The organism is Lysinibacillus sphaericus (genome assembly GCF_015844675.1).
In the GTDB taxonomy this organism is placed as follows: domain Bacteria; phylum Bacillota; class Bacilli; order Bacillales_A; family Planococcaceae; genus Lysinibacillus; species Lysinibacillus sphaericus_E.
Genome location: NZ_LDGC01000013.1, coordinates 232,016 through 250,777 on the forward strand (window position 1 = coordinate 232,016; position 18,762 = coordinate 250,777).

An 18,762-nucleotide genomic window follows, 5' to 3' on the forward strand; every position below is an offset into this window, starting at 1 on the left:
TTGAAAGCCTCCTTATCACATCATAATTGCTCCATCCACATGAAGCGTGTGACCGTGGACATAGGAAGCCTCATCAGATGCTAAAAATAAATAGGCATTGGCAATATCTCTAGGTGTCCCTAATCTTTGCAATGGCACGACAGAACGCATTTGTGCTAGCACATTTTCTGGCATTTTTTTCACCATGGCTGTTTCTGTAAAGCCAGGAGCCACCGCATTAACGTTAATCCCCTTGCGCCCTAATTCCTTCGCCCAAGTTTTCGTCATGCCGACAATAGCAGCCTTTGTGGCAGCGTAATTCGTTTGACCAACATTACCATAAACACCACTAACAGAGGATGTATTAATAATTTTGCCCCCTCCGGCAGCAATCATATGTGGAATGACCTCTTGCGTACAATTGAAAACGCCAGTCAAATTCACATCAAGCACTTGATGAAACTGATCTTCCGTCATTTTTGTTAGCATCGCATCACGTGTAATACCCGCGTTGTTCACTAAAATATCGACTCCGCCCGTTTGCTCTATGACTGTTGCCACTAAGTTTTTGACGCTCTCTCTATCTGCAACGTCTACTTGCACAAATAATGCTTGATCCCCTAAATGTTTGGCTGCTGAAACACCTGCATCTTCATTAAAATCTGCAATGACAACGAATGCACCCTCTTCAATAAACCGTTCAGCAGCAGCATAGCCAATCCCATTCGCGGCTCCCGTAATTATGGCAACTTTATTGTTTAAACGCATACTTTTTTCCTCCTATTTCTAAAAACGCTTCAATTTCAGATGTCAGCTGTGGTAAATCATCTATTAATGGGGAATGACCACAGTCTTTTAAACTAACGAATTGTGCATTTTCACCTAAATCTAGCATTATTTCATCATTCATTCCTTCTGTTATTACGTAATCACGATCCCCTCTTAACACTAAAACTGGAATCGTAATTAGTTGTACCTCATGCGTGCCTTTTGCGACATCATAATCAACAGCACTTATATTGAAGACATTTAAGGCATGATATACTTCCGCTAAATTTCGTTGTGTCAGCATATCCTCCACATATGTCTGATAGTGTTCTGGGCTAGGCTGTTTATGTGTGTAAATAAGTGCGTTCCAGACCGACTGTAAGCCATGCACATCTTTCGAATCATAGAAGCCTTGTACTAATTTTGTTTTAGATGTATCAACGAGTACTTCTTCATAGGTAAATGCCCTCTTTAAGGCTGTTTGCTTGCCAGTACCTAAATCTGTGTAAAATGGGTAGCCTCTCGTAGATGCCGAGGCTAATAAAATAAGCTGCTGACAATAGCCTGGATACTGTGCGACAAACTGCATACATACAGCTCCGCCGGTTGACCAGCCAATCATGTCAAACCGCTGTAATTGAATCGCATCCACAAAAAGCTTCACATCATCACTAAAATCTTTAATCGCGGAAATGGGTTTACGATAAGATGAACTACCAAAGCCCCGTAGATCCAGCGCATAAATTGTATATTTTTCATCCAACGCGTCGATTAGAACGTCCCAATGTTTGGATGATGTCATATTACCATGAATCAGTAATACAACACGTTCTCCCCCTTGACGTTTGCGATACGCAATCGTTTCTCCATTTGTTAGCTCAACAGTTTTTAACATTGCATTTCCCCCTTATCCCCATCGAATCGTAATCGCTCCCCATACATAGCCAATCCCAGCACTAACAAGTGTGACGATGTCGCCATCATGAATACGGCCTTCTTCTAACGCTAGCTGCAATGATAATATTTGATCAATCTGTCCGATATGACCATACTCTTCCAAGTATATGGACTGCTCTTGCTTTAACCCAAGTTCTGATAAAATATAATTATGAGCAGATCTTTTCATGTGAAGCATCGCTAAATAACCAACATCGCCCTCATTGAATCCACTTTTCGCTAAAGATGTTCGAATTACCTTCAAAAAATTGCTTAAAGATTTTTGCTCTAAACGTTCCTTCATTCCAATTGGATCGATTACATCGAGCTGATACAATTTATTTTCTAAATCAAAAGGCGTCAAAGGTTTTTTTGTACCGCCTACAGGCACGACTACATCCTCTGAGAATGAGCCATCCGTCATAATATCCGCCTCTAATAATTGATTTTTGTCATAGTTTTTCTGTAAAAGAATAGCTCCCCCACCAGCTGCTAAATTGTACATAAAGCGTGTTCGAGGATTGCTGTAATCGATAAAATCAACGTTTCGATAGCCACCAGCTAGAAGTACCATATGAATTGAACCATCCGACGCCATTAAGCTTTTCGCTAGCTTTAGTGCCATAATGGTCGTGCCACATCTTAATTGCACATCAAATGCCCAAGCATTTACGGCCCCTAGCTCCTCCTGCATTTTTATCGAGGCAGTCCACAAAGGATACTCCTTATGCTCCTCTCCCATATACATCACAACATCAATGTCCTTCGGGTCGATATTAGCCTTGCGTATAGCGTCCTGCGCGGCCCAAATCCCCATTTGAACCGTATGATCGTGCTCACCAGGAATAGGCTTTTTATAAATACCCATTTTTTGCCGAATAATATCCTCTGGTATATTGGAAAGCGTCGAAATTTCTTTGGACGTCATTTTCGACTGCGGAATATAGATTCCTGTACTTACAATGCCTATGGTCATTCAAATCGCTCCTTTTCCTGCGACAGGGCAACCGATGATTGATTTATTCCTTTTCGCTTTAATCGCCATTTCCAAAGCATCATGCGTAAGGATCCAATAATTCCTTTTGGGAAAAAGATAACTGCTAAAATATAAAGAATCCCAAAGAAAATAATCCACCGTTCAAATATTGGATAATCACGAGCTAACCCTGAAAGTGCATGCTGTGCATATTCAATAACAGCCGATCCTAATAATGGGCCAACTAAAGTGCCGACACCGCCAATAATCGTCATTAATAATGCATCTAACGTAATGTCCATTGTCATCACACTCGTATTAACAAAACGGAGTGAAACAGCATATAAGGAGCCCGCTAAGCTTGCAACAGTACCAGCGACAATTGAAGCAATCACTTTATAGTACAAAGTGTTGTAGCCTAATGATTTTGTTCGTTGTTCATTTTCCCGAACAGCAATTAAAATTCGACCAGTTGGCGAGTTCACGAAGCGATATAGCGCAATAAAAATAATGACTAAGCATGCTAGCACGAAGAAATAAAACGTCATTCGATCTCTAAATATTTCGGGTGCTCTAAATGTAAAGCCATCATTTCCGTATGTAACAGAACGCCATTTTTCTGCTACAACTAAAAATAGTCCTGAAAAAGCTAATGTCAGCATCGCAAAGAAATGACTTTTTAATCGAAGTGTCAGCAATCCTACTAAGAAGCTAATGATTCCAGCTAGCAACATGCCGACGACGATAGATATTAAAAATGTCGACAGTGTTGGCTCAATTTGTTTCAGCATGACAGCCGTTGTGTAAGCACCTAAGCCAAAAAACATAGCATGGCCGAACGACACAATTCCTGTATAGCCAAGGAGAATGTCATAGCTCATCGCTAAAATACCGAAAATAAAGATTTGCGTTAATAAAATCATGAGCGTCCTTGAATCATTGACGAAAGGGAGAAGTACTAAAATAGCTAACATGAGGAAAAAACATAGATGCTGCAATGAAAACTTCATTTTCATGTTGATCTCTCCTTTCTCATAGCAAATAAACCTTGTGGACGGAAAATTAATACAATAGCCATTAAAATCATATTGACTGCAAGCGATAACACTGGCACATAATAAGCCATAAAGCTACCTGCTAAACCTACTAATATAGCTGCTAATAGCGAACCTGAAAAACTGCCCATTCCTCCGATTACGACAACGATAAAGCCTAAAATCGCATACTCCATGCCCATTTCTGCATAAATGACGCCTGAATACGGAGCCATTAACATACCACTAAGTGCCGCTAGTGCCGCACCAACCATAAAGACATATAAAAATACTCGCTTTATATGAATACCAAGCGCCTGTGCCATCTCTTTATCCTGTACACCAGCTCGAACGACGAGGCCGACCTTCGTCTTTTTTAGCATGTATTGGAAAATAGCGAAAATGATAAAACCGACAACAATAATAAATAGTCGATATTTAATAATAATTACGTCTCCAATTTCCCAGCTACCTGCTAAGTAACTAGGCGTTTTCACCGCCACCCCATTTGGACCAAAAGCAACTTTAATCATCTCTTGCAGCACGAGCATTAGCCCTAATGTAATTAAAATTTGCTGAATATGATTGCCGTACACAGGTGTTATAATTAATTTTTCAGTAATGAGTCCCAATAAAGCTCCCGTTACGATGGCACCTACAATTCCAATAAGAAAGCTCTCTGTGAACATATACGTAAAGATTCCCGCATAAGCCCCCCATACGAATAAACCACCATGGGCAAAGTTCAAAACGTCCATTAATCCAAAAATTAACGTCAGACCAGCAGCCAGCAGAAAAATTAACATGCCAGTTGCAAGGCCATTAATGACTAAATTGACGAATAGCTCCAATAAAGTACACCCCCTTATCCGATTCCAAGATATTTTCGTTTTAATTCATCATGATGGATAAGATCTTGCATTTTCCCCGAATGAACAGTTCTGCCATCATCAATTAATGTATACGTATCGCCAATTCGGCTCGCCATCATAAAGTTTTGCTCGACAAGAACGATGGACGTTTGCTTCTTCATTTCTACAATGGCCTCCATTACTTTCTCTACCACAATAGGCGCTAATCCTTTCGAAGGCTCATCAATCAATATCAACTTACTATCATTGATAAATGCCCGTGCCATAGACAGCATTTGTTTTTGACCACCTGAAAGATGTCCACCAGCCTTCTTCCAAAATTTCTTTAAGTCTGGAAACAGCTCCAGTACATAATTTTGCCGCTCTAAAGTAGCTGTATCTTCTTTACGCATGGCTACTTTCATATTTTCCTCTACGGTTAAATCTGCAAAAATCCCTTGGTTTTCAGGTACATAGCCTATTCCTAACTTCGCCACTTTATAGGTCGGGCTTTTCTTAATAGAATGTGAGCGAAATTCCACCTCTCCCTTTGAAGCAGGTGTTAACCCCATAATCGTTTTTAGAGTGGTCGTTTTGCCTGCTCCATTTCTGCCGAGGAGTACACTTACTTGCCCTTCCATTGCCTCAAAATTGACCCCCTGCAAAATATGGTATTGCCCGATATAGGTGTGGACATCATTTAATTTCAGTAAGGTGTTCATCGTACAGACCTCCTAAATATGCGTTTTGTACGGTTTCGTTTTTCATAATGTCCTCTGGTGTTCCATCTGCAAGAAGCTGGCCATTAAATAGCACCATAATCGAATCCGACAAATCTAGAATCATATCCATCTTGTGCTCAATGAGGAGAATAGTTTTATTACCTTGATTTTTAATCGTGCGAATCACTTCTAAAATCGTCGGCACCTCCTCTAAAGACATACCTGCCGTTGGTTCATCTAGTAAAAGAATTTCCGTATCAAGTGCTAACAGCATAGCAATCTCAAGCTTTCTCTTTTCCCCATGGGACAGCATTGTCGTAAGGGCATCCCTTTTATTGTCAAGCAAGACAAGTGTTAATAGCTCCTCCGCTTTTTCTGTAATCGCCTTATAGCTTTTATAATGGCGAAATAGTTGGAAACGAACTTTCTCCTTGGATTGCACAGCCAGACGGACATTTTCTAATACTGTCAGGTTCGGGAAAACATTCGTAATTTGAAAAGATCGCCCTAGCCCCATGCGTGTTCTTTCAATTGCTGATTTTTGCGCAAGTGATTGCCCCTTAAAATAGACATCCCCGGCAGTCGGCTTTAACTCTCCACTTATTAAATTAAAGAAAGTTGTTTTCCCAGCTCCATTTGGTCCAATAATTGACTTCAAATGCTTTTCCGGCATATTAAAATTCACATGGTCGACAGCTATGTGTCCGCCAAAACGAATGGTTAAGTTTTCTGTTCGTAAAATGGGTTCCATCGTATTCTCCTTTCTAGTACTTCTAACTCTCTTCACCCATTCTCATATGAAAGTGGGTGAAGAGAGACAGAAAAATATCTGTCTCGTAATCTCACTTATTCATGATCGGAGGTGCCGTTTCATCAGGGCTAAGCTCACGAATTAGCACTGGTACTGGATAATCTACACCATCTTGTTTTTCTAAACGGATCGAATACATCGACTGTAAAGCTTGATGGTCTTCTTTACGGAAAGTCATCGTTCCTTTTGGTGTTTCAAATGACATCCCTTCCATTATGTCGATCAGTTTTTCCGCATCTGTATCACCCTCTGATTTTTTCAAAGCATCTACAATCGAGATGGCTGCAGACATGCCTCCTGGGGTAAATAAATCTGGAACATCATTAAAGCGTTTTTTATGTTCCTCAACTAACCATTTATTTACATCATTTTGTGGTAACGTATGATAATAAACAGAGAACCCTTCCATACCAATTAATGGATTCATAAATTTCAATGCAATAATATCTGGTGCACCCGTAGAGATTTTAATGCCTTTTTCTTGAATTTTTAAATCGGCAATTTGATTCCACGGTGAGTTTGCACCTGCCCATACAACAAATAAATAATCTGGTTTTGCATCAATTACTTTTTGCAAATTGGACGTAAAATCTGTCGCTGCCGGATCTGCATATTCCTCTAAAACAATTTCTGCACCTAGCTTTTCCGCAGCCGTCTTAAAGGCTTTAACCCCATCCAATCCAAAAGAATAATCCGGTGCAAACGTTGCGATCTTAACACCTTTTCCCGCGATCGCTGCCGCTGCAGCATAAGCATCCTGAGAGGAATTTCGACCTGTACGGAAAATATATTTATTAAATTCTGAGCCCGTAATACTATCCGCTACCGCAGGCTCCACCACCATAATCTTTTCATACTCTTCTGCAAGTGGTAAAACAGCAAGCGTATCACCTGAGCTAGAAGAACCTACTAAAAAATCAACCTTGTCATCTTCTAATAGCTTCGTCGCTTTTTGAACCGCAACTTCAGGCTTTGTTTCTGTATCTTCATAGACAACTTCAATTTTCTTACCGTTAATCTCCATCGTGCCGCCTGTAGCATATTCAATTCCTAAATCAAAGCCATTCTTTGTTTGTTTCCCATACGATTCAAGAGCACCCGTTAATGACGCAAGCACGCCAATTTTAATAGTGCCCCCTTCCTCCGTAGTTCCTTTTGTATCATCCTCTGAAGCTTTATCGCCAGTTGAACTATCCTTCGTTTCATCAGAATTACAAGCCACCATCAACATCGTCAACATCAATAAAAGTACAAATAACCAATGCTTCTTCATCCCATATCCCCTTTCATAATGAACTAAAAAGAAAGCGCTTTCGTTGCTATGTAACCACTATATAAAACGCCAGTTACAAATTAGTTACAAAAAATGTGTTTTTTCCGGGGATGAGGGTTTATCGAAACTTTTTTGAGGTTTATCGATACTTTTTTGAGATTTATCGAAACTTTTTTGAGATTTATCGAAACTTTTTGTTTGTTTATCGACCAACTTTTGAAAAATATCGACATTTACCTAAACTTAGATAATAAGTAAAAAACTACACACAAAAAGGACTCACCGATTTTGGTGAATCCCTATATAAAAAGTTTTTAAAAAAGAATTTAGTGGGCTTGAAATAAAATCACCCATTCATTTAAAACTAAAACTTCAGTCATTCGAACGCGTATATTCCTCCACCCTATCCAACCATTCATACATAAGGCTATTAAACAAATACGCTTGTTCAATTTGTAAATTATGCCCAGCCTTATCTAAAATTGAGAAGGTTGCTCTTGGGTATTTATCTAAAAAAGCAAAAGCGTCCTTATAACCAACAATCGAATCTTGTTTACCTAGCAAGAAAAGACTTGGCTTGTCAAAAGTAAGCTCATCTACAGCAAAAGAAAAATCATAACTGTTCTGGACTTTTTCTAAAAACTCTATATTTGCGATTTTACAACCTGCTAACACTTCATTCGTATAGCGCTGACAATTATATTGATCTAAAACAACTAGATGTGAGCTAAAATCCTCTAGTTCCTCTTTCGTTATTGTCGATAAAAATTTTTTATCCGACAAAACAATACTTTGTTTTGGGACTGTTCGACCTTCTTTATCAGGAATAATTAACGGACAAATAAACGCAGCTCCTAAAATTTGTTCATGATATTCCCTCATAATTCCTCGCACTAAATAGCCACCATAAGATTCGCCTACCAATAAATAACTTTCGTTTGGTATTAACGAGTGTATTAGTTCTACTACCGCCTCTAGCATTTCATCTGAGTTATTAATCTTTTCGTAGTCTGTCGTCTTTCCCATTCCTGGAAGGTCAATATATATTCGTTTCCAGCCTTCCCTTTCTGCAAAAACTGGCTCCATACATCCCTTCATTAATCTATGATCAGGTGAATATCCATGGAGCATTACGATTGGTGTTCCAGTTCCAATCACTTCATAATAAATATTCGCCTTACTTACCTTACAAAATGACATAGTAGTTCCTCCATTTTTATAATAAAAATCCAGGTGTGTTTATTAGCATTATTATCCCTAGGCTACTCGCTTTCCTCTTGCCAGGTGAAATTCAATAAAACTCAAAAGTTAGATGCGACAGCAACGGCAAAGCGCCCAGTTGGAAATCATCCCCACATCAAAGATACCCCGAAATTAACATATTAAACAAAATCCACTACCCCATTATCAAATCATAAACAACCATCGTCGATTCCATCGGTGTTGTATTTAGTTCCCTTTTTAATTGCTGCACACATTTTTCATACCATTTTAACGCGAGAGAACGGTTTTGTAATTGATAGTAACTATACATTAACAAGCGATAGCCTTCTTCCCATAATGCATCCTCACGAATCATTCTTTCAGCATAAAAAATAGCTTGCTTAAAATTTTGTTGCCGTGTCGCATTTTGTGCTAATCTTTCCAGTACTTCAATATACAAAGATTGAAGTTTTTCTCGATCCTGTATAAGCCAATCTAACTGCTTTTTTTCAGCATAAAATGTATCCGTATAGCTTGTTTCAGCAAGATACAACCATTCGTTTGACAATTGTGGATCGAACTCCTCCATCCCTAATTCATAAAAATAGAGAAAGCGTTCGACATCTATTTGCAAAAATTGAGTATGCTGCAATTGATACATATTATTTTTACGCTGAATGAAAAAACTATCTTGACGTGCATTTCTATTAGGCTCAAGAACCTTTAATAACGTATTCAAGACCACTTTAAAATCTCGATCGAGTGAATCAACATTTCGCTCTGGCCATAACGCCTGTGCAATCTCTTCCTTTGGCGTAAAACGATCGCGATGACAATATAAATAGACAAAAAGCTCCTTCGATTTATCGCGCTGCCATTCTTTATCCTCAAGCTTTCGAAGATTTCTTGTTAAATTTAGACTTCCTAAAAAATTCACCTGCATTTCCTCATCAGGATAGATGATATTGTTCTCAACCTGAAAATAGCTACGCATCGTCAAAATAGCGGCATTTTCTCCATCACACTTCCTACTAAATTGTAAAAGCTCATAAAAAATCATCCCATTCGCTGGACCGAGAATCGTTTTCCTTTGTAAAAAGTAGGTATAGCCATTTACGATGCATAACTGTGCAAACTGCTGAAAATAATGATTGAATTGTTGCGGTTTATTTTCTTTGAAAGAAATGACAGATTGGAAGAATAGTACATGCATTACACCATTTTGATCACCACAGCCTTGAAATAATTTCTGCGCCTTCATTAATAATTGTCCGGCTCGTTCATATTCATGTTGAGAAAGAATGATTTTCACCTCAGCAATTAATATTAGAGCGGTCATCCACGCGTCTTGTACTTGCTCTGTTTCCTGTAAGCCAAGGGCTATATATTTTTTAGCTGAAATAATATCTCCTTGCGCATGTTTGACAATCGCTAGTCCCATGTAAGGCTCTGCTTTTACGCGAGAAATATTAATAGTATTCATTAATGTAAGAGCTTTCTCATAAGCTTGGCAGGCTCCTTGATGATCAGGAAAATCCACTAATAGGTATGCATGCGCTTTGCGAATATAGCCAACAGCCTCAATAAAAACCGATTTTTCACGTAGCCCCCTTCGAATTCCATGCTGAGCGGCATACCATGCATCCTTCCCCAGCCCTAATAGCCCATAGACAAATGATACTAGTAGCTCACTCTCTCTATGTGTCGCGACAAGCTGTGGTGGTAATTCCAATCTCTTCGTCAGCAATTTCTTCGCTTCTAGTAGCTGTCCTGTTCTTAACAATATTCGAACATCGACATTTGCTCTTTGTAACACGTCCTCCGTTAAAGCAACCTCATCGGTAAATATTTGTGCGCCTTTCGCCTTCCCTAAGTTAACCAAATTCTCTGCATACTGACGTCGCAATTCGAGAAGTTCCTCTTTGTTTAACGGCGTATGATTCGCTAACTCTAAAGCCTTCTTTAAATGCGGCTCTGCCAATGCTGGCTGAATTGTATCGAGATAAATATGTGCTAAACCTGCCTGTGCTTTTGTCATAAAGAGATAATCGTTTTTACTTTTTGCGATGTTTGCACAATTTTCATACGACTGCTTCGCTTTTTCATAGTAAGCACGATAGCGATGGCACTCACCTTCAAAAAAATACAATTTATAATATTCCAATTTTTCATTAGCTGTAAATCTGTTTATCTTTTCTAATAACCACTCAAATTGCCCACCCCGGATTAGACTTTCAGCATGATTTTGTAATAGCTCTCCACAAAAATCCTGATCATTCGTTTTAAATGCGTGATGAAGAACGGCTTGAATATTGTTTTGTTTTACATAATGCAATGCTGCTTGTTTATGCAATGCAATATACTGTGAAGCATTTTGTTGTGGCCATTTTGCCTCTAAAAATCGACTAAACAAGGCATGAAAACGATACAAACCATCCTTCGTGATAGGTTGAATAAATAAATGTCGCTGTACAAACAGTTTTAACACCTGTGCAATTTCCGAACTATAAAATTGTGAAATTAACTCCTCTGAGAAAGTGGGGAAAATCGCCAGCTTTAATAATACCTCTTGCTCAAATGCAGACATCTTAAGATAAACTTCCTCCGATAAATAGGTGAAAAGATCATTTGTAGAAATATTTAGCCAATGAGCTAATGTCTCATTGTTCCATTGCTCAGCTAATAAAGAAATACTAATTGCCCAGCCCTCTGTAATTTCCACAACCTTAGCTATTTCTTCTTCTGTTAAATGCACCTCTGCGTAATCCTCGAAAAAAACAGCGATTTCCTCCGAGGAAAATGCTAATTCTCTTTCTGCCATAACAAGTAATTTCTTTTGTAGCTTTAATCTCCTCGTAATATCCCAATTCGGCATCGCTCTAGAGGCAATGATAAAGTGAACATTCGGTGGTGAAAACTCAATTATTTTTTCCATCACATAATTTATATGAAATACATGGTCAACGAGATGGTAATCGTCAATGACAATTAATATTGCTTCTTCGATTTCACATAAACTATTGACAAACAGCTTAAACCAACGATTAAGTTCTTCAATTTTCGGAAAACGAGATAATTGATTCCAAGCATCAAATTCTTGGCCGAAGCCTGGAACAATTCGTGTAATACTAAAAAATAAATGCCTTAAAAACGGCAATATATTATCATCTTCCTCCGACACACTATACCAGGAAAATTTGCTTGATTGTGCATGTAGAAATTGTGTAAGAATTGTTGTTTTGCCATACCCAGCTCCACTATGAATAAGCGAGCAACTATAGTCTAGGCATTTATTTAATGTTCTCATTAATGTAGCTCTACTAATACAATGATTAGACGGACTCGGTGGAATACATTTTGATTGAATAATAATGTCTGTCGTCATTTGGTGATAACCTCCCCATTCAACTGGTTATGTAAGGTTATAAGTCTTCAGAGTTAAAATCTTTAAATATCGTACTTTTTGCTAAGTCAAACCACGAGAGGAGTTTTCGCTTTGTTCTCCAAATTTATCAAATCGTGTTCACTGTTACCAATTTTTAAGTAGCTCTACATTACTTAACTCAATTTCTTAAACTCAGGCGTTTCCATTAATCTTTGGAAAAATATATCTTTAGCTTCCCGATAGTCATCCATTGATTTGGCTTCGTATTCTTTCTTCAATTTATCATATGCATCGCGATATTTATTATTTGCCAATAAAACTTCTCTAAATTTCCAAAAGAAATCAAACTCAGAATCAATTACAGTTAATTGAACTCCTAAAGGAGGATTACTTGTATCATCTTTAAAAGCCCTAAATGTATCTGTTTTGATACTTTCATCATTTCTTTCATATAAATTTGATAGTAGTTCTACTGCTTTCGAAAACTGTTCAGCACTAACACGTACTTGGATGTCTACATCGCCTTTAGTCACGCTATTAGGAATGGCTGAACTACCAACATGCTGGACATCAGCCTCTGGTAGTAATTCTTTTAATTTATTTTTGTGTATCAAAAATGATTTCTCAGCATTTTCATGAAATAGTTCATTATTAAAAAAATATACTTTTTCCATATGAAACTCCTCCAATCTATCCTTTTTTACAAAGCATCAACGTTACAATGTACAACTACTTTAGTAGATATTACTAAACTTATTTTAAAATAAGCAAAGTAATTCGAATTGGCACTTTATCCTTTATTTTACCATCATAGCCCACTTTTACCTTATCGCCAATATGAAATGTTTGATCTGGATTCTTAGCGAGATTTACAATCAATACCTTCATTTTAAGTCACATAACTTGGGCCATTTTCTCATCAATTACACCTCTACTTTATTTTAAAGGCTGTTTTTGTAAAGATTGTTGCTTTTCAACTAACGAAGAAGCTTAGTTGAACAAGATGAAAGCAAATTATTGTTCATTCATAATGACATAAGGAACATCGTAATAATATTTATATAAAACCAAAGTGGAGGTTTACATATGAAACATACTACGAAAGTAACAGAATGCCCTAAATGTGGTGGAAAAGAATTGGGTAAAGGTCATCAAAGTAGTTATTCAGTTATGTATCCATCTAATAAGTTAAGCTTTGGGTATGATGTTGAATATATTATTTGTACTGAATGTGGACTAATAATTGAAAGTTATGTAGAAAAACCAGAGAAATTTAAGGGGACACTTTAGATGTTCTTCAAGTAAGGAGTGCAGTATTACAAATTGACTTGCTACTAATGAAAAACCCGATTATCAACTAAATGATAATCGGGTAGTTTAATAGGTTAAAATTATAAAAGTCCTTTACGTAATTCAGCAGCAGATTTTGGTGATAACAGACCGAATGGGATATCGAATACTGTTTTAGCACCTTTGTCTCCAGCTTGGTTTAAGCGATGTGCTGCACGAGCAAATGCTACTAGGACACTAGATGTGAAGTTTGGATTACTTTCAAGTTTTAATGAGAATTCTAGAATTTGTTTTTCGTTAGCGCCGCTTTCCCCACTACGAATAACGAATCCACCGTGTGGCATGCCTGTGTGGTTTGCTTTAAATTCCTCTTCAGAAATAAAGTTTACAGTTGTGTCATATTCATCAAAATAGTTCGGCATCGTTACGATTTCTTGCTCAACTTTCGCACCATCCGCACCTTCTTCAAGAACTACCCAACATTCCCGTGCATGCTTTTCACGCGTTGTCAGCTCAGGATTTTCACCGTTACGAACACGGTCTACTGCCTCTTGAATTGGTAATGTGTATTGTACCGCATTTTTAACACCTTCAATGCGACGCACAGCATCTGAGTGACCTTGACTTAAACCGTCTCCCCAGAAAGTATAAGTTGTGCCAACTGGTAGAACTGTCTCCCCGAGTATACGATTTAAAGAGAATAAACCTGGATCCCAGCCAACTGAAATGACGGATACTTTACCAGACTTTTGTGCCGCTGCATCTACAGCCTCGAAAAACTCAGGAATTTTCGCATGAGTATCAAAGCTATCAATTGTATTAAACCATTGTGCAAAGTGTGGTCCTTGCTCAGGTAAATCTGTTGCTGAGCCACCACATAAAATCATTACATCAATGTCATTTTGGAATTTTTCAGCATCATCTACTAAATATACGCTAGCATTACTTGCAATGTTTACAGTTGAAGGATCGCGACGTGTGAATACCGCCACTAATTCCATATCTGGATTTTGTGAAATAGCATACTCTACACCGCGCCCTAAATTTCCATAACCTACAATACCTACTCGAATTGCACTCATTAAAAATTCCTCCTCACGATTACGTGACTATGTGAAGTCCTTCACGTTAAATCTACTTACAATAATACGTTGTGTTAGGAAAATTCACAATAGTTTGAGTACGAGTTTTTCTCTTGAAATCATACAAGTTTTCTATGATTTCTATTCGTAAATGGCATGAATACGGTTACAAATTTAACTTCGTTCAGCGGATATACAAAATACCGCTGAAATAGAGGAACTCAGTCTGAGAACGCCACGTCTTGTGGCAACGACTGAGTGACCAACATCACGTTGGTCTAAATGCCTCCGGAGGATGAAATCGGAAAGGAGTTCTTTGTGCTAGCACAAAGCCGATTCCGGACATATTGTTTATCTGTGCGAAAGCGAAGCGACAGCAACACGGTTTTTTCTGTGCGAAAGCGAAGCGACAGCAACACGATTTTTTCTGTGCGAAAGCGAAGCGACAGCAACAATTAAGTTTTCGTTAAAGCCTTGTAAATGAAGACTTTTTCCACCGCATGTCTTGTACAATAAAACTAACGACAAAGGGGGCATGTTGAATGAAAGGTAATTGTTATTCGCCAAGCACAACAGTGGAACAAGGAGAACTACTTACTCGTCCATTCCGAAATGCACAAAAATCTGCTAAAGCTCACATTGAAACTGAGGCAAAGCACAAAAAGATCCCACACAACATACACCAATGTATAGGGGTTATACCTTTTGGCGTTACGGAAGAAACCCTAGTTACATCTATACAAAGAGTCAATGAGATTAACTTCTACCATGGTGGCAAAGAGATTGCACGCTGGTTGGTTAAAAAATGTGAATATAATAAGGCTAGGACTGACTAAAATTAAAAATACGTTCCTTACTTCTTCAGCATAGGATCGAAGTTCCCTAATCATTTGCCCTTTTTGGGACAATCTATATGCAAAAAGTTACAATTAAATAGTTCTTCGCTATGTTTTAGGGTGGTGTAATTGAAAAGGAGTAAAATCGGAGAATCATTATTTAATATGAGAATTTTAGACTTGTTAGGAGATAGTAGCTTATGCCGCTACATAATTGCGTACGGAGGCTTTGGGGCAACGGATGTTTTTCGCCGAAAGCGTAGCGACAGCGTGATGTTAGTCACTCATTCATGTGTTGTTGTTGCACAGTTAAATTGCCACAGGACGTGCGTTCTTGGACTGATTCCTCTATTTCAGCGATGTTTGGACAACTGCTGAAAATTAACTTAAACCTGAATTTATCTCACCTTCTATAAAAGTAAGAGACTTCTGTACCTATCGCTACAAAAACATTTTACTGAAGAATTTAAATCCTGACTTCACTACAGAAGACTAATGCCGAAAAAAACTTGCTACCAAGCTTTTCTCGGCATAACTTTTATTTTAAAAAAATTATTAAAGCATAATTGTACAATTAAGAGATAAGCCAGTTTTTACTTATTTTTTATCGTTTATCGATAATATTGACTCTTTTTTATTTCTTTTACTGATATTCTTAGTTTCCAAAGCTCTTTAGCCAACAGAAATACTTCTTCATCATCGCCATCTTCAATCGCAATTTTTCTTGCTTTAAATATTGCATTCGCAGCAGGTGATAGATCAGGACAATCTACTACCCACTTTTTAAAATCTTCTTTAAATGGCTCACTCTCACTCCAAAGATAATCATGTTTTAAAAATGCAGCTCTAACTGTATTTTTATTCAGCTCTTGTTTAAATCGGAAAAGTTCTTTCTCATCATTACCTAATAATACTATTTGCTTTCCATCCATAAATACGAGTGAGATATCTTTCTTTTTTAAGTTCATTTCATCATTTCTAAGTTTTAAAATAATTTTCTCATCGTCTATTGTCATTTCTAAACTTTCATGAATAGAAAAAAAAGTGATTGCAATTCCCGCCACCAAACCAAGAGCCATTGTGATGAAACCTATCCATGCTCCATGATAAGATGCAATTAAATTTAAAGGTCCTTGAAAAGGTACCCATGGTAAAGTACTAGCCCATTTAGCAATACTCGGCAGAAACCATCCTAGCACTAAACCGATAAGTGGGAAACCAAGCCACATAATAACTTTATCAGTTTTAGAAAAGTTTAATATTGTATGATTATTACTCATTAAAGTCCACCCTTTTAAAATAATACTCTAGTAATGGCTTTTCTTAATTTTGCCATAACATTTAATCGAATAACGCTAATTAAGTTGTTAATTAAAAACATCAAAAACTTTCTTCTATGACCCTCTCTCTAAAAATTTCTCCAGTGTAAATTTATTAGTATGTAAGTATGTTTAAAAATTATATCCCTCCAATATCTAGTTGAATACGAAAAATGATTGGGCTTATATATATTTTCCACTCAATCTTTTTCTGAAATTTGTTACTTTCTCTTATATACACCATTCTAAACGTTTTTCACCAAACAATAGTAAATAATACCATTTGTTGAGGTTGACCGTCAAAAAAAGGTTTTTGTTATTTCCCAATCACATTGTTTCCGTTAGATGATTTGAACAGATCACAGTATTTCCTGAGCCAATTCGGAAAGACGCCCTTCATTAATAATGTGGTAGCCATTCTTTTTCTTTTCTAAAATTTTTTCTTCGCAAAATTGCGCAAGTACATATAATAAATGTCGATAGGAAACCCCTAAATATTCACAGATTTCAGTATGCTTTTCTTTATAGACTCCTTGATCTGACGAAAATTGAATAAAGGCAGCTAGTCGATTTTCAAGTGGAAATGCTTGATTTTGTGTATATTTTGACGTCATTTTGAACGCCTTTTCCCCTAAAAACACACAAAGTTTACGCAAAAATAGAACATCCGTGAGTAATTTTTCTTTGCAGGACTGTTTAATCGAAAAACAAATCGTCTCGGTTACTGTCTGAATCCCCTTCGTATATCTTGCCTCATTAAGCAATTCAATTTCCCCCATAAAAAGTGGTGCCTCCAAGTAATCGATAAGCGAAACTTTGCCATTTTTGTGTGTCATGTATAGCTTCGCCTTTCCTTCGATCATGTAGTATAGCGTATCTGGAAATGAACCCTCTTGAAAAATCCATTCACCCTTGTCAAACTTACATATTTCTAAAAATGGATTAATTTCAAAAGAAAAAAAATCATCTATTGGATATTTATCAAGGTAATATGAACGTTCCTCAGCTGTCAGTATATGCATTTTTTTACTCTCTCCTTCGAAAAAATGTGAGATATCTCACATTATTGTATCGATGAACGTGCTATTATTCAACATAGTTAATGGAGGTACGTAATTTTATGAACAATCAACGATGGCTTTCTCAAAATTTCTTTGCATTTTTCTTTACATGGGGTATTTTCTTACCTTATTGGACTGGTTGGCTTGTAGATTCCAAACATCTTACTGTTTCACAGGCTAGCGTCATAATGGGTTGCGGTCTTTTAGCACGGGCAATTTCAAATCTCTTTTTCTTCCCGACACTTGCAAAATTTGTGAATAATAAAAGACTCACTAGTATTCTAGCAATAGGAGCCCTACTCACAACTTTACTTTACATACTAAGCACGAGCTTTATCTCGCTTCTTATCGTTACCCTTTTATTTAGCGTTTTCTATCCAGCACTGCTCCCTGCCGTTGAAAGTAGTGCGGCTACGCTCGTACAGCATGGAAATGTACACTATGGCAAAAGCCGCTCCTATGGTTCCCTTGGCTTTGTCATTGCAGTATTAATCATTAGTATGCTGACAGGCGCATTTGGCAATGACATAATCTTTTGGAGTATGGTGGTCGGCCTGATCGGTATGCTGTTGATGCAGCAAATGGCTACTCCACAAGAGTTACTCATTGTACCGACGAAAGAACAACGTGCAAAATCATTGTCGATGAAAACATTATGGACTATTAAAGGCTTCCCTATTGTTTTATTAGTCGTTATTCTGTTGCAAGGCGCACACGCTTCTTATTACAGCTACGGCTATATATATTTAGGTGACTTACATGTTGATCGATTTTACATGGGGATGATTATTAACATCGCCGTTATGTGCGAAATCTTATACTTTATGAAGGCTGATACACTATTTAAAAAATGGCGCTCATCTTCTTTATTACTTTTAGCAGCAAGTGGTTCATCATTACGCTGGTTACTCATTTACTTATTCCCGAATGTGTGGGTATTTATCGCTTCTCAAACATTACATGCATTATCTTTTGCACTTGCGCATTACGCTTTTATCAGCTATTTAACAAAAACATTGCCAAAGGAGCAAATTCCAAATGCACAAGGCATTTACTCTGCGCTAGCAATGGGATTAAGTACAGCTATCCTTACATTTTTAGGTGGCTATTTATACGAAATTTCTCCTGGACTATCATTTGCAGCAATGCTTATTTGTACTGTTCCAGCAATCGGTATACTGCTTACTACTAGAACTAAATATCAATATTAAAACAAGCAGGTGAGAAAAAAATCTC

At 37.5% G+C, this 18,762-nt stretch carries 18 protein-coding genes; 3 read left to right on the plus strand and 15 right to left on the minus strand.

The genetic code is table 11. The features are described from left to right. Nucleotides 1-15: 15 nt before the first annotated feature. From fabG to ABE34_RS25385, 12 genes are all read right to left on the minus strand, one after another. Entirely contained in the window at nucleotides 16-747 is a 732-nt protein-coding gene (gene fabG / locus ABE34_RS05390; protein WP_197140977.1) for a 3-oxoacyl-ACP reductase FabG, read from the minus strand. Further along, nucleotides 731-1,642, minus strand: a complete 912-nt coding sequence (gene phaZ, locus ABE34_RS05395; RefSeq protein ID WP_197140978.1) for an intracellular short-chain-length polyhydroxyalkanoate depolymerase — start codon at nucleotides 1,640-1,642, stop codon at nucleotides 731-733. Before phaZ ends, fabG begins: the two co-directional genes overlap by 17 nt. 12 nt (nucleotides 1,643-1,654) lie before the next feature. Beyond that, nucleotides 1,655-2,659, minus strand: a complete 1,005-nt coding sequence (locus ABE34_RS05400; RefSeq protein WP_197140979.1) for a 3-oxoacyl-ACP synthase — start codon at nucleotides 2,657-2,659, stop codon at nucleotides 1,655-1,657. Further along, nucleotides 2,656-3,675 (minus strand): branched-chain amino acid ABC transporter permease, encoded by a 1,020-nt coding sequence (locus ABE34_RS05405; protein ID WP_197140981.1) that lies wholly within the window; start codon nucleotides 3,673-3,675, stop codon nucleotides 2,656-2,658. The genes ABE34_RS05400 and ABE34_RS05405 overlap by 4 nt, the downstream gene beginning before the upstream one ends. After that, a complete protein-coding gene (locus ABE34_RS05410) occupies nucleotides 3,672-4,544 on the minus strand; it encodes a branched-chain amino acid ABC transporter permease (protein WP_197140982.1) in 873 nt (290 codons plus the stop codon). Before ABE34_RS05410 ends, ABE34_RS05405 begins: the two co-directional genes overlap by 4 nt. A 14-nt stretch (nucleotides 4,545-4,558) precedes the next feature. Then, nucleotides 4,559-5,266 carry an ABC transporter ATP-binding protein gene (locus tag ABE34_RS05415; RefSeq protein WP_197140983.1) on the minus strand — a complete coding sequence of 236 codons (708 nt, stop codon included), beginning with the start codon at nucleotides 5,264-5,266 and terminating at the stop codon, nucleotides 4,559-4,561. After that, the gene (locus ABE34_RS05420; protein WP_197140985.1) at nucleotides 5,241-6,017 is read right to left on the minus strand and encodes an ABC transporter ATP-binding protein; all 777 of its coding nucleotides are present in this window, start codon (nucleotides 6,015-6,017) and stop codon (nucleotides 5,241-5,243) included. The genes ABE34_RS05415 and ABE34_RS05420 overlap by 26 nt, the downstream gene beginning before the upstream one ends. 91 nt (nucleotides 6,018-6,108) lie before the next feature. Continuing rightward, the gene (locus ABE34_RS05425) at nucleotides 6,109-7,350 is read right to left on the minus strand and encodes a substrate-binding domain-containing protein (protein WP_197140986.1); all 1,242 of its coding nucleotides are present in this window, start codon (nucleotides 7,348-7,350) and stop codon (nucleotides 6,109-6,111) included. A 372-nt stretch (nucleotides 7,351-7,722) separates the two neighbouring features. Further along, the gene (locus ABE34_RS05430) at nucleotides 7,723-8,550 is read right to left on the minus strand and encodes an alpha/beta fold hydrolase (RefSeq protein WP_197140987.1); all 828 of its coding nucleotides are present in this window, start codon (nucleotides 8,548-8,550) and stop codon (nucleotides 7,723-7,725) included. A gap of 196 nt (nucleotides 8,551-8,746) precedes the next feature. After that, nucleotides 8,747-11,938, minus strand: coding sequence for a BTAD domain-containing putative transcriptional regulator (locus ABE34_RS05435; protein ID WP_197140988.1), 3,192 nt, complete (start codon nucleotides 11,936-11,938; stop codon nucleotides 8,747-8,749). Nucleotides 11,939-12,111: 173 nt separating this feature from the next. Beyond that, nucleotides 12,112-12,612: a GrpB family protein gene (locus tag ABE34_RS05440; RefSeq protein ID WP_197140989.1), complete on the minus strand. Its 501-nt coding sequence runs from the start codon at nucleotides 12,610-12,612 to the stop codon at nucleotides 12,112-12,114. Between the two features lie 79 nt (nucleotides 12,613-12,691). Then, entirely contained in the window at nucleotides 12,692-12,826 is a 135-nt protein-coding gene (locus ABE34_RS25385) for a hypothetical protein (protein ID WP_276569482.1), read from the minus strand. A gap of 198 nt (nucleotides 12,827-13,024) precedes the next feature. Here ABE34_RS25385 and ABE34_RS05445 point away from each other — a divergent pair, with 198 nt between their 5' ends. Continuing rightward, nucleotides 13,025-13,228, plus strand: coding sequence for a transcription initiation factor TFIIIB (locus tag ABE34_RS05445; RefSeq protein ID WP_197140990.1), 204 nt, complete (start codon nucleotides 13,025-13,027; stop codon nucleotides 13,226-13,228). Between the two features lie 101 nt (nucleotides 13,229-13,329). On the opposite strand, the gene ABE34_RS05450 is transcribed toward ABE34_RS05445, so the two are convergent. Then, the gene (locus tag ABE34_RS05450) at nucleotides 13,330-14,310 is read right to left on the minus strand and encodes a diaminopimelate dehydrogenase (RefSeq protein WP_197140991.1); all 981 of its coding nucleotides are present in this window, start codon (nucleotides 14,308-14,310) and stop codon (nucleotides 13,330-13,332) included. A gap of 542 nt (nucleotides 14,311-14,852) precedes the next feature. Between ABE34_RS05450 and ABE34_RS05455 the strand changes: the two genes are divergently transcribed. Next, nucleotides 14,853-15,146: a hypothetical protein gene (locus ABE34_RS05455; RefSeq protein WP_197140992.1), complete on the plus strand. Its 294-nt coding sequence runs from the start codon at nucleotides 14,853-14,855 to the stop codon at nucleotides 15,144-15,146. Between the two features lie 611 nt (nucleotides 15,147-15,757). Here the strand turns inward: ABE34_RS05455 and ABE34_RS05460 are convergent. After that, nucleotides 15,758-16,426, minus strand: a complete 669-nt coding sequence (locus ABE34_RS05460; RefSeq protein ID WP_197140993.1) for a YqeB family protein — start codon at nucleotides 16,424-16,426, stop codon at nucleotides 15,758-15,760. Between the two features lie 398 nt (nucleotides 16,427-16,824). After that, nucleotides 16,825-17,487 (minus strand): transcriptional regulator YeiL, encoded by a 663-nt coding sequence (gene yeiL, locus ABE34_RS05465; protein WP_197140994.1) that lies wholly within the window; start codon nucleotides 17,485-17,487, stop codon nucleotides 16,825-16,827. A 98-nt stretch (nucleotides 17,488-17,585) separates the two neighbouring features. Here yeiL and ABE34_RS05470 point away from each other — a divergent pair, with 98 nt between their 5' ends. Continuing rightward, nucleotides 17,586-18,737, plus strand: coding sequence for an MFS transporter (locus tag ABE34_RS05470; RefSeq protein WP_197140996.1), 1,152 nt, complete (start codon nucleotides 17,586-17,588; stop codon nucleotides 18,735-18,737). Nucleotides 18,738-18,762 lie beyond the last annotated feature (25 nt).

What these genes read in the sequence shown, in the direction of transcription:
- ABE34_RS05420 (WP_197140985.1), bottom strand. Translation starts at nt 6,017, where the DNA reads ATGGAACCCATTTTACGAACAGAAAACTTAACCATTCGTTTTGGCGGA.
- ABE34_RS05400 (WP_197140979.1), bottom strand. Translation starts at nt 2,659, where the DNA reads ATGACCATAGGCATTGTAAGTACAGGAATCTATATTCCGCAGTCGAAA.
- ABE34_RS05415 (WP_197140983.1), bottom strand. Translation starts at nt 5,266, where the DNA reads ATGAACACCTTACTGAAATTAAATGATGTCCACACCTATATCGGGCAA.
- ABE34_RS05435 (WP_197140988.1), bottom strand. Translation starts at nt 11,938, where the DNA reads ATGACGACAGACATTATTATTCAATCAAAATGTATTCCACCGAGTCCG.
- ABE34_RS05425 (WP_197140986.1), bottom strand. Translation starts at nt 7,350, where the DNA reads ATGAAGAAGCATTGGTTATTTGTACTTTTATTGATGTTGACGATGTTG.
- ABE34_RS05440 (WP_197140989.1), bottom strand. Translation starts at nt 12,612, where the DNA reads ATGGAAAAAGTATATTTTTTTAATAATGAACTATTTCATGAAAATGCT.
- fabG (WP_197140977.1), bottom strand. Translation starts at nt 747, where the DNA reads ATGCGTTTAAACAATAAAGTTGCCATAATTACGGGAGCCGCGAATGGG.
- ABE34_RS05455 (WP_197140992.1), top strand. Translation starts at nt 14,853, where the DNA reads ATGAAAGGTAATTGTTATTCGCCAAGCACAACAGTGGAACAAGGAGAA.
- phaZ (WP_197140978.1), bottom strand. Translation starts at nt 1,642, where the DNA reads ATGTTAAAAACTGTTGAGCTAACAAATGGAGAAACGATTGCGTATCGC.
- yeiL (WP_197140994.1), bottom strand. Translation starts at nt 17,487, where the DNA reads ATGCATATACTGACAGCTGAGGAACGTTCATATTACCTTGATAAATAT.
- ABE34_RS05460 (WP_197140993.1), bottom strand. Translation starts at nt 16,426, where the DNA reads ATGAGTAATAATCATACAATATTAAACTTTTCTAAAACTGATAAAGTT.
- ABE34_RS05430 (WP_197140987.1), bottom strand. Translation starts at nt 8,550, where the DNA reads ATGTCATTTTGTAAGGTAAGTAAGGCGAATATTTATTATGAAGTGATT.
- ABE34_RS25385 (WP_276569482.1), bottom strand. Translation starts at nt 12,826, where the DNA reads ATGAAGGTATTGATTGTAAATCTCGCTAAGAATCCAGATCAAACATTT.
- ABE34_RS05405 (WP_197140981.1), bottom strand. Translation starts at nt 3,675, where the DNA reads ATGAAAATGAAGTTTTCATTGCAGCATCTATGTTTTTTCCTCATGTTA.
- ABE34_RS05445 (WP_197140990.1), top strand. Translation starts at nt 13,025, where the DNA reads ATGAAACATACTACGAAAGTAACAGAATGCCCTAAATGTGGTGGAAAA.
- ABE34_RS05450 (WP_197140991.1), bottom strand. Translation starts at nt 14,310, where the DNA reads ATGAGTGCAATTCGAGTAGGTATTGTAGGTTATGGAAATTTAGGGCGC.
- ABE34_RS05470 (WP_197140996.1), top strand. Translation starts at nt 17,586, where the DNA reads ATGAACAATCAACGATGGCTTTCTCAAAATTTCTTTGCATTTTTCTTT.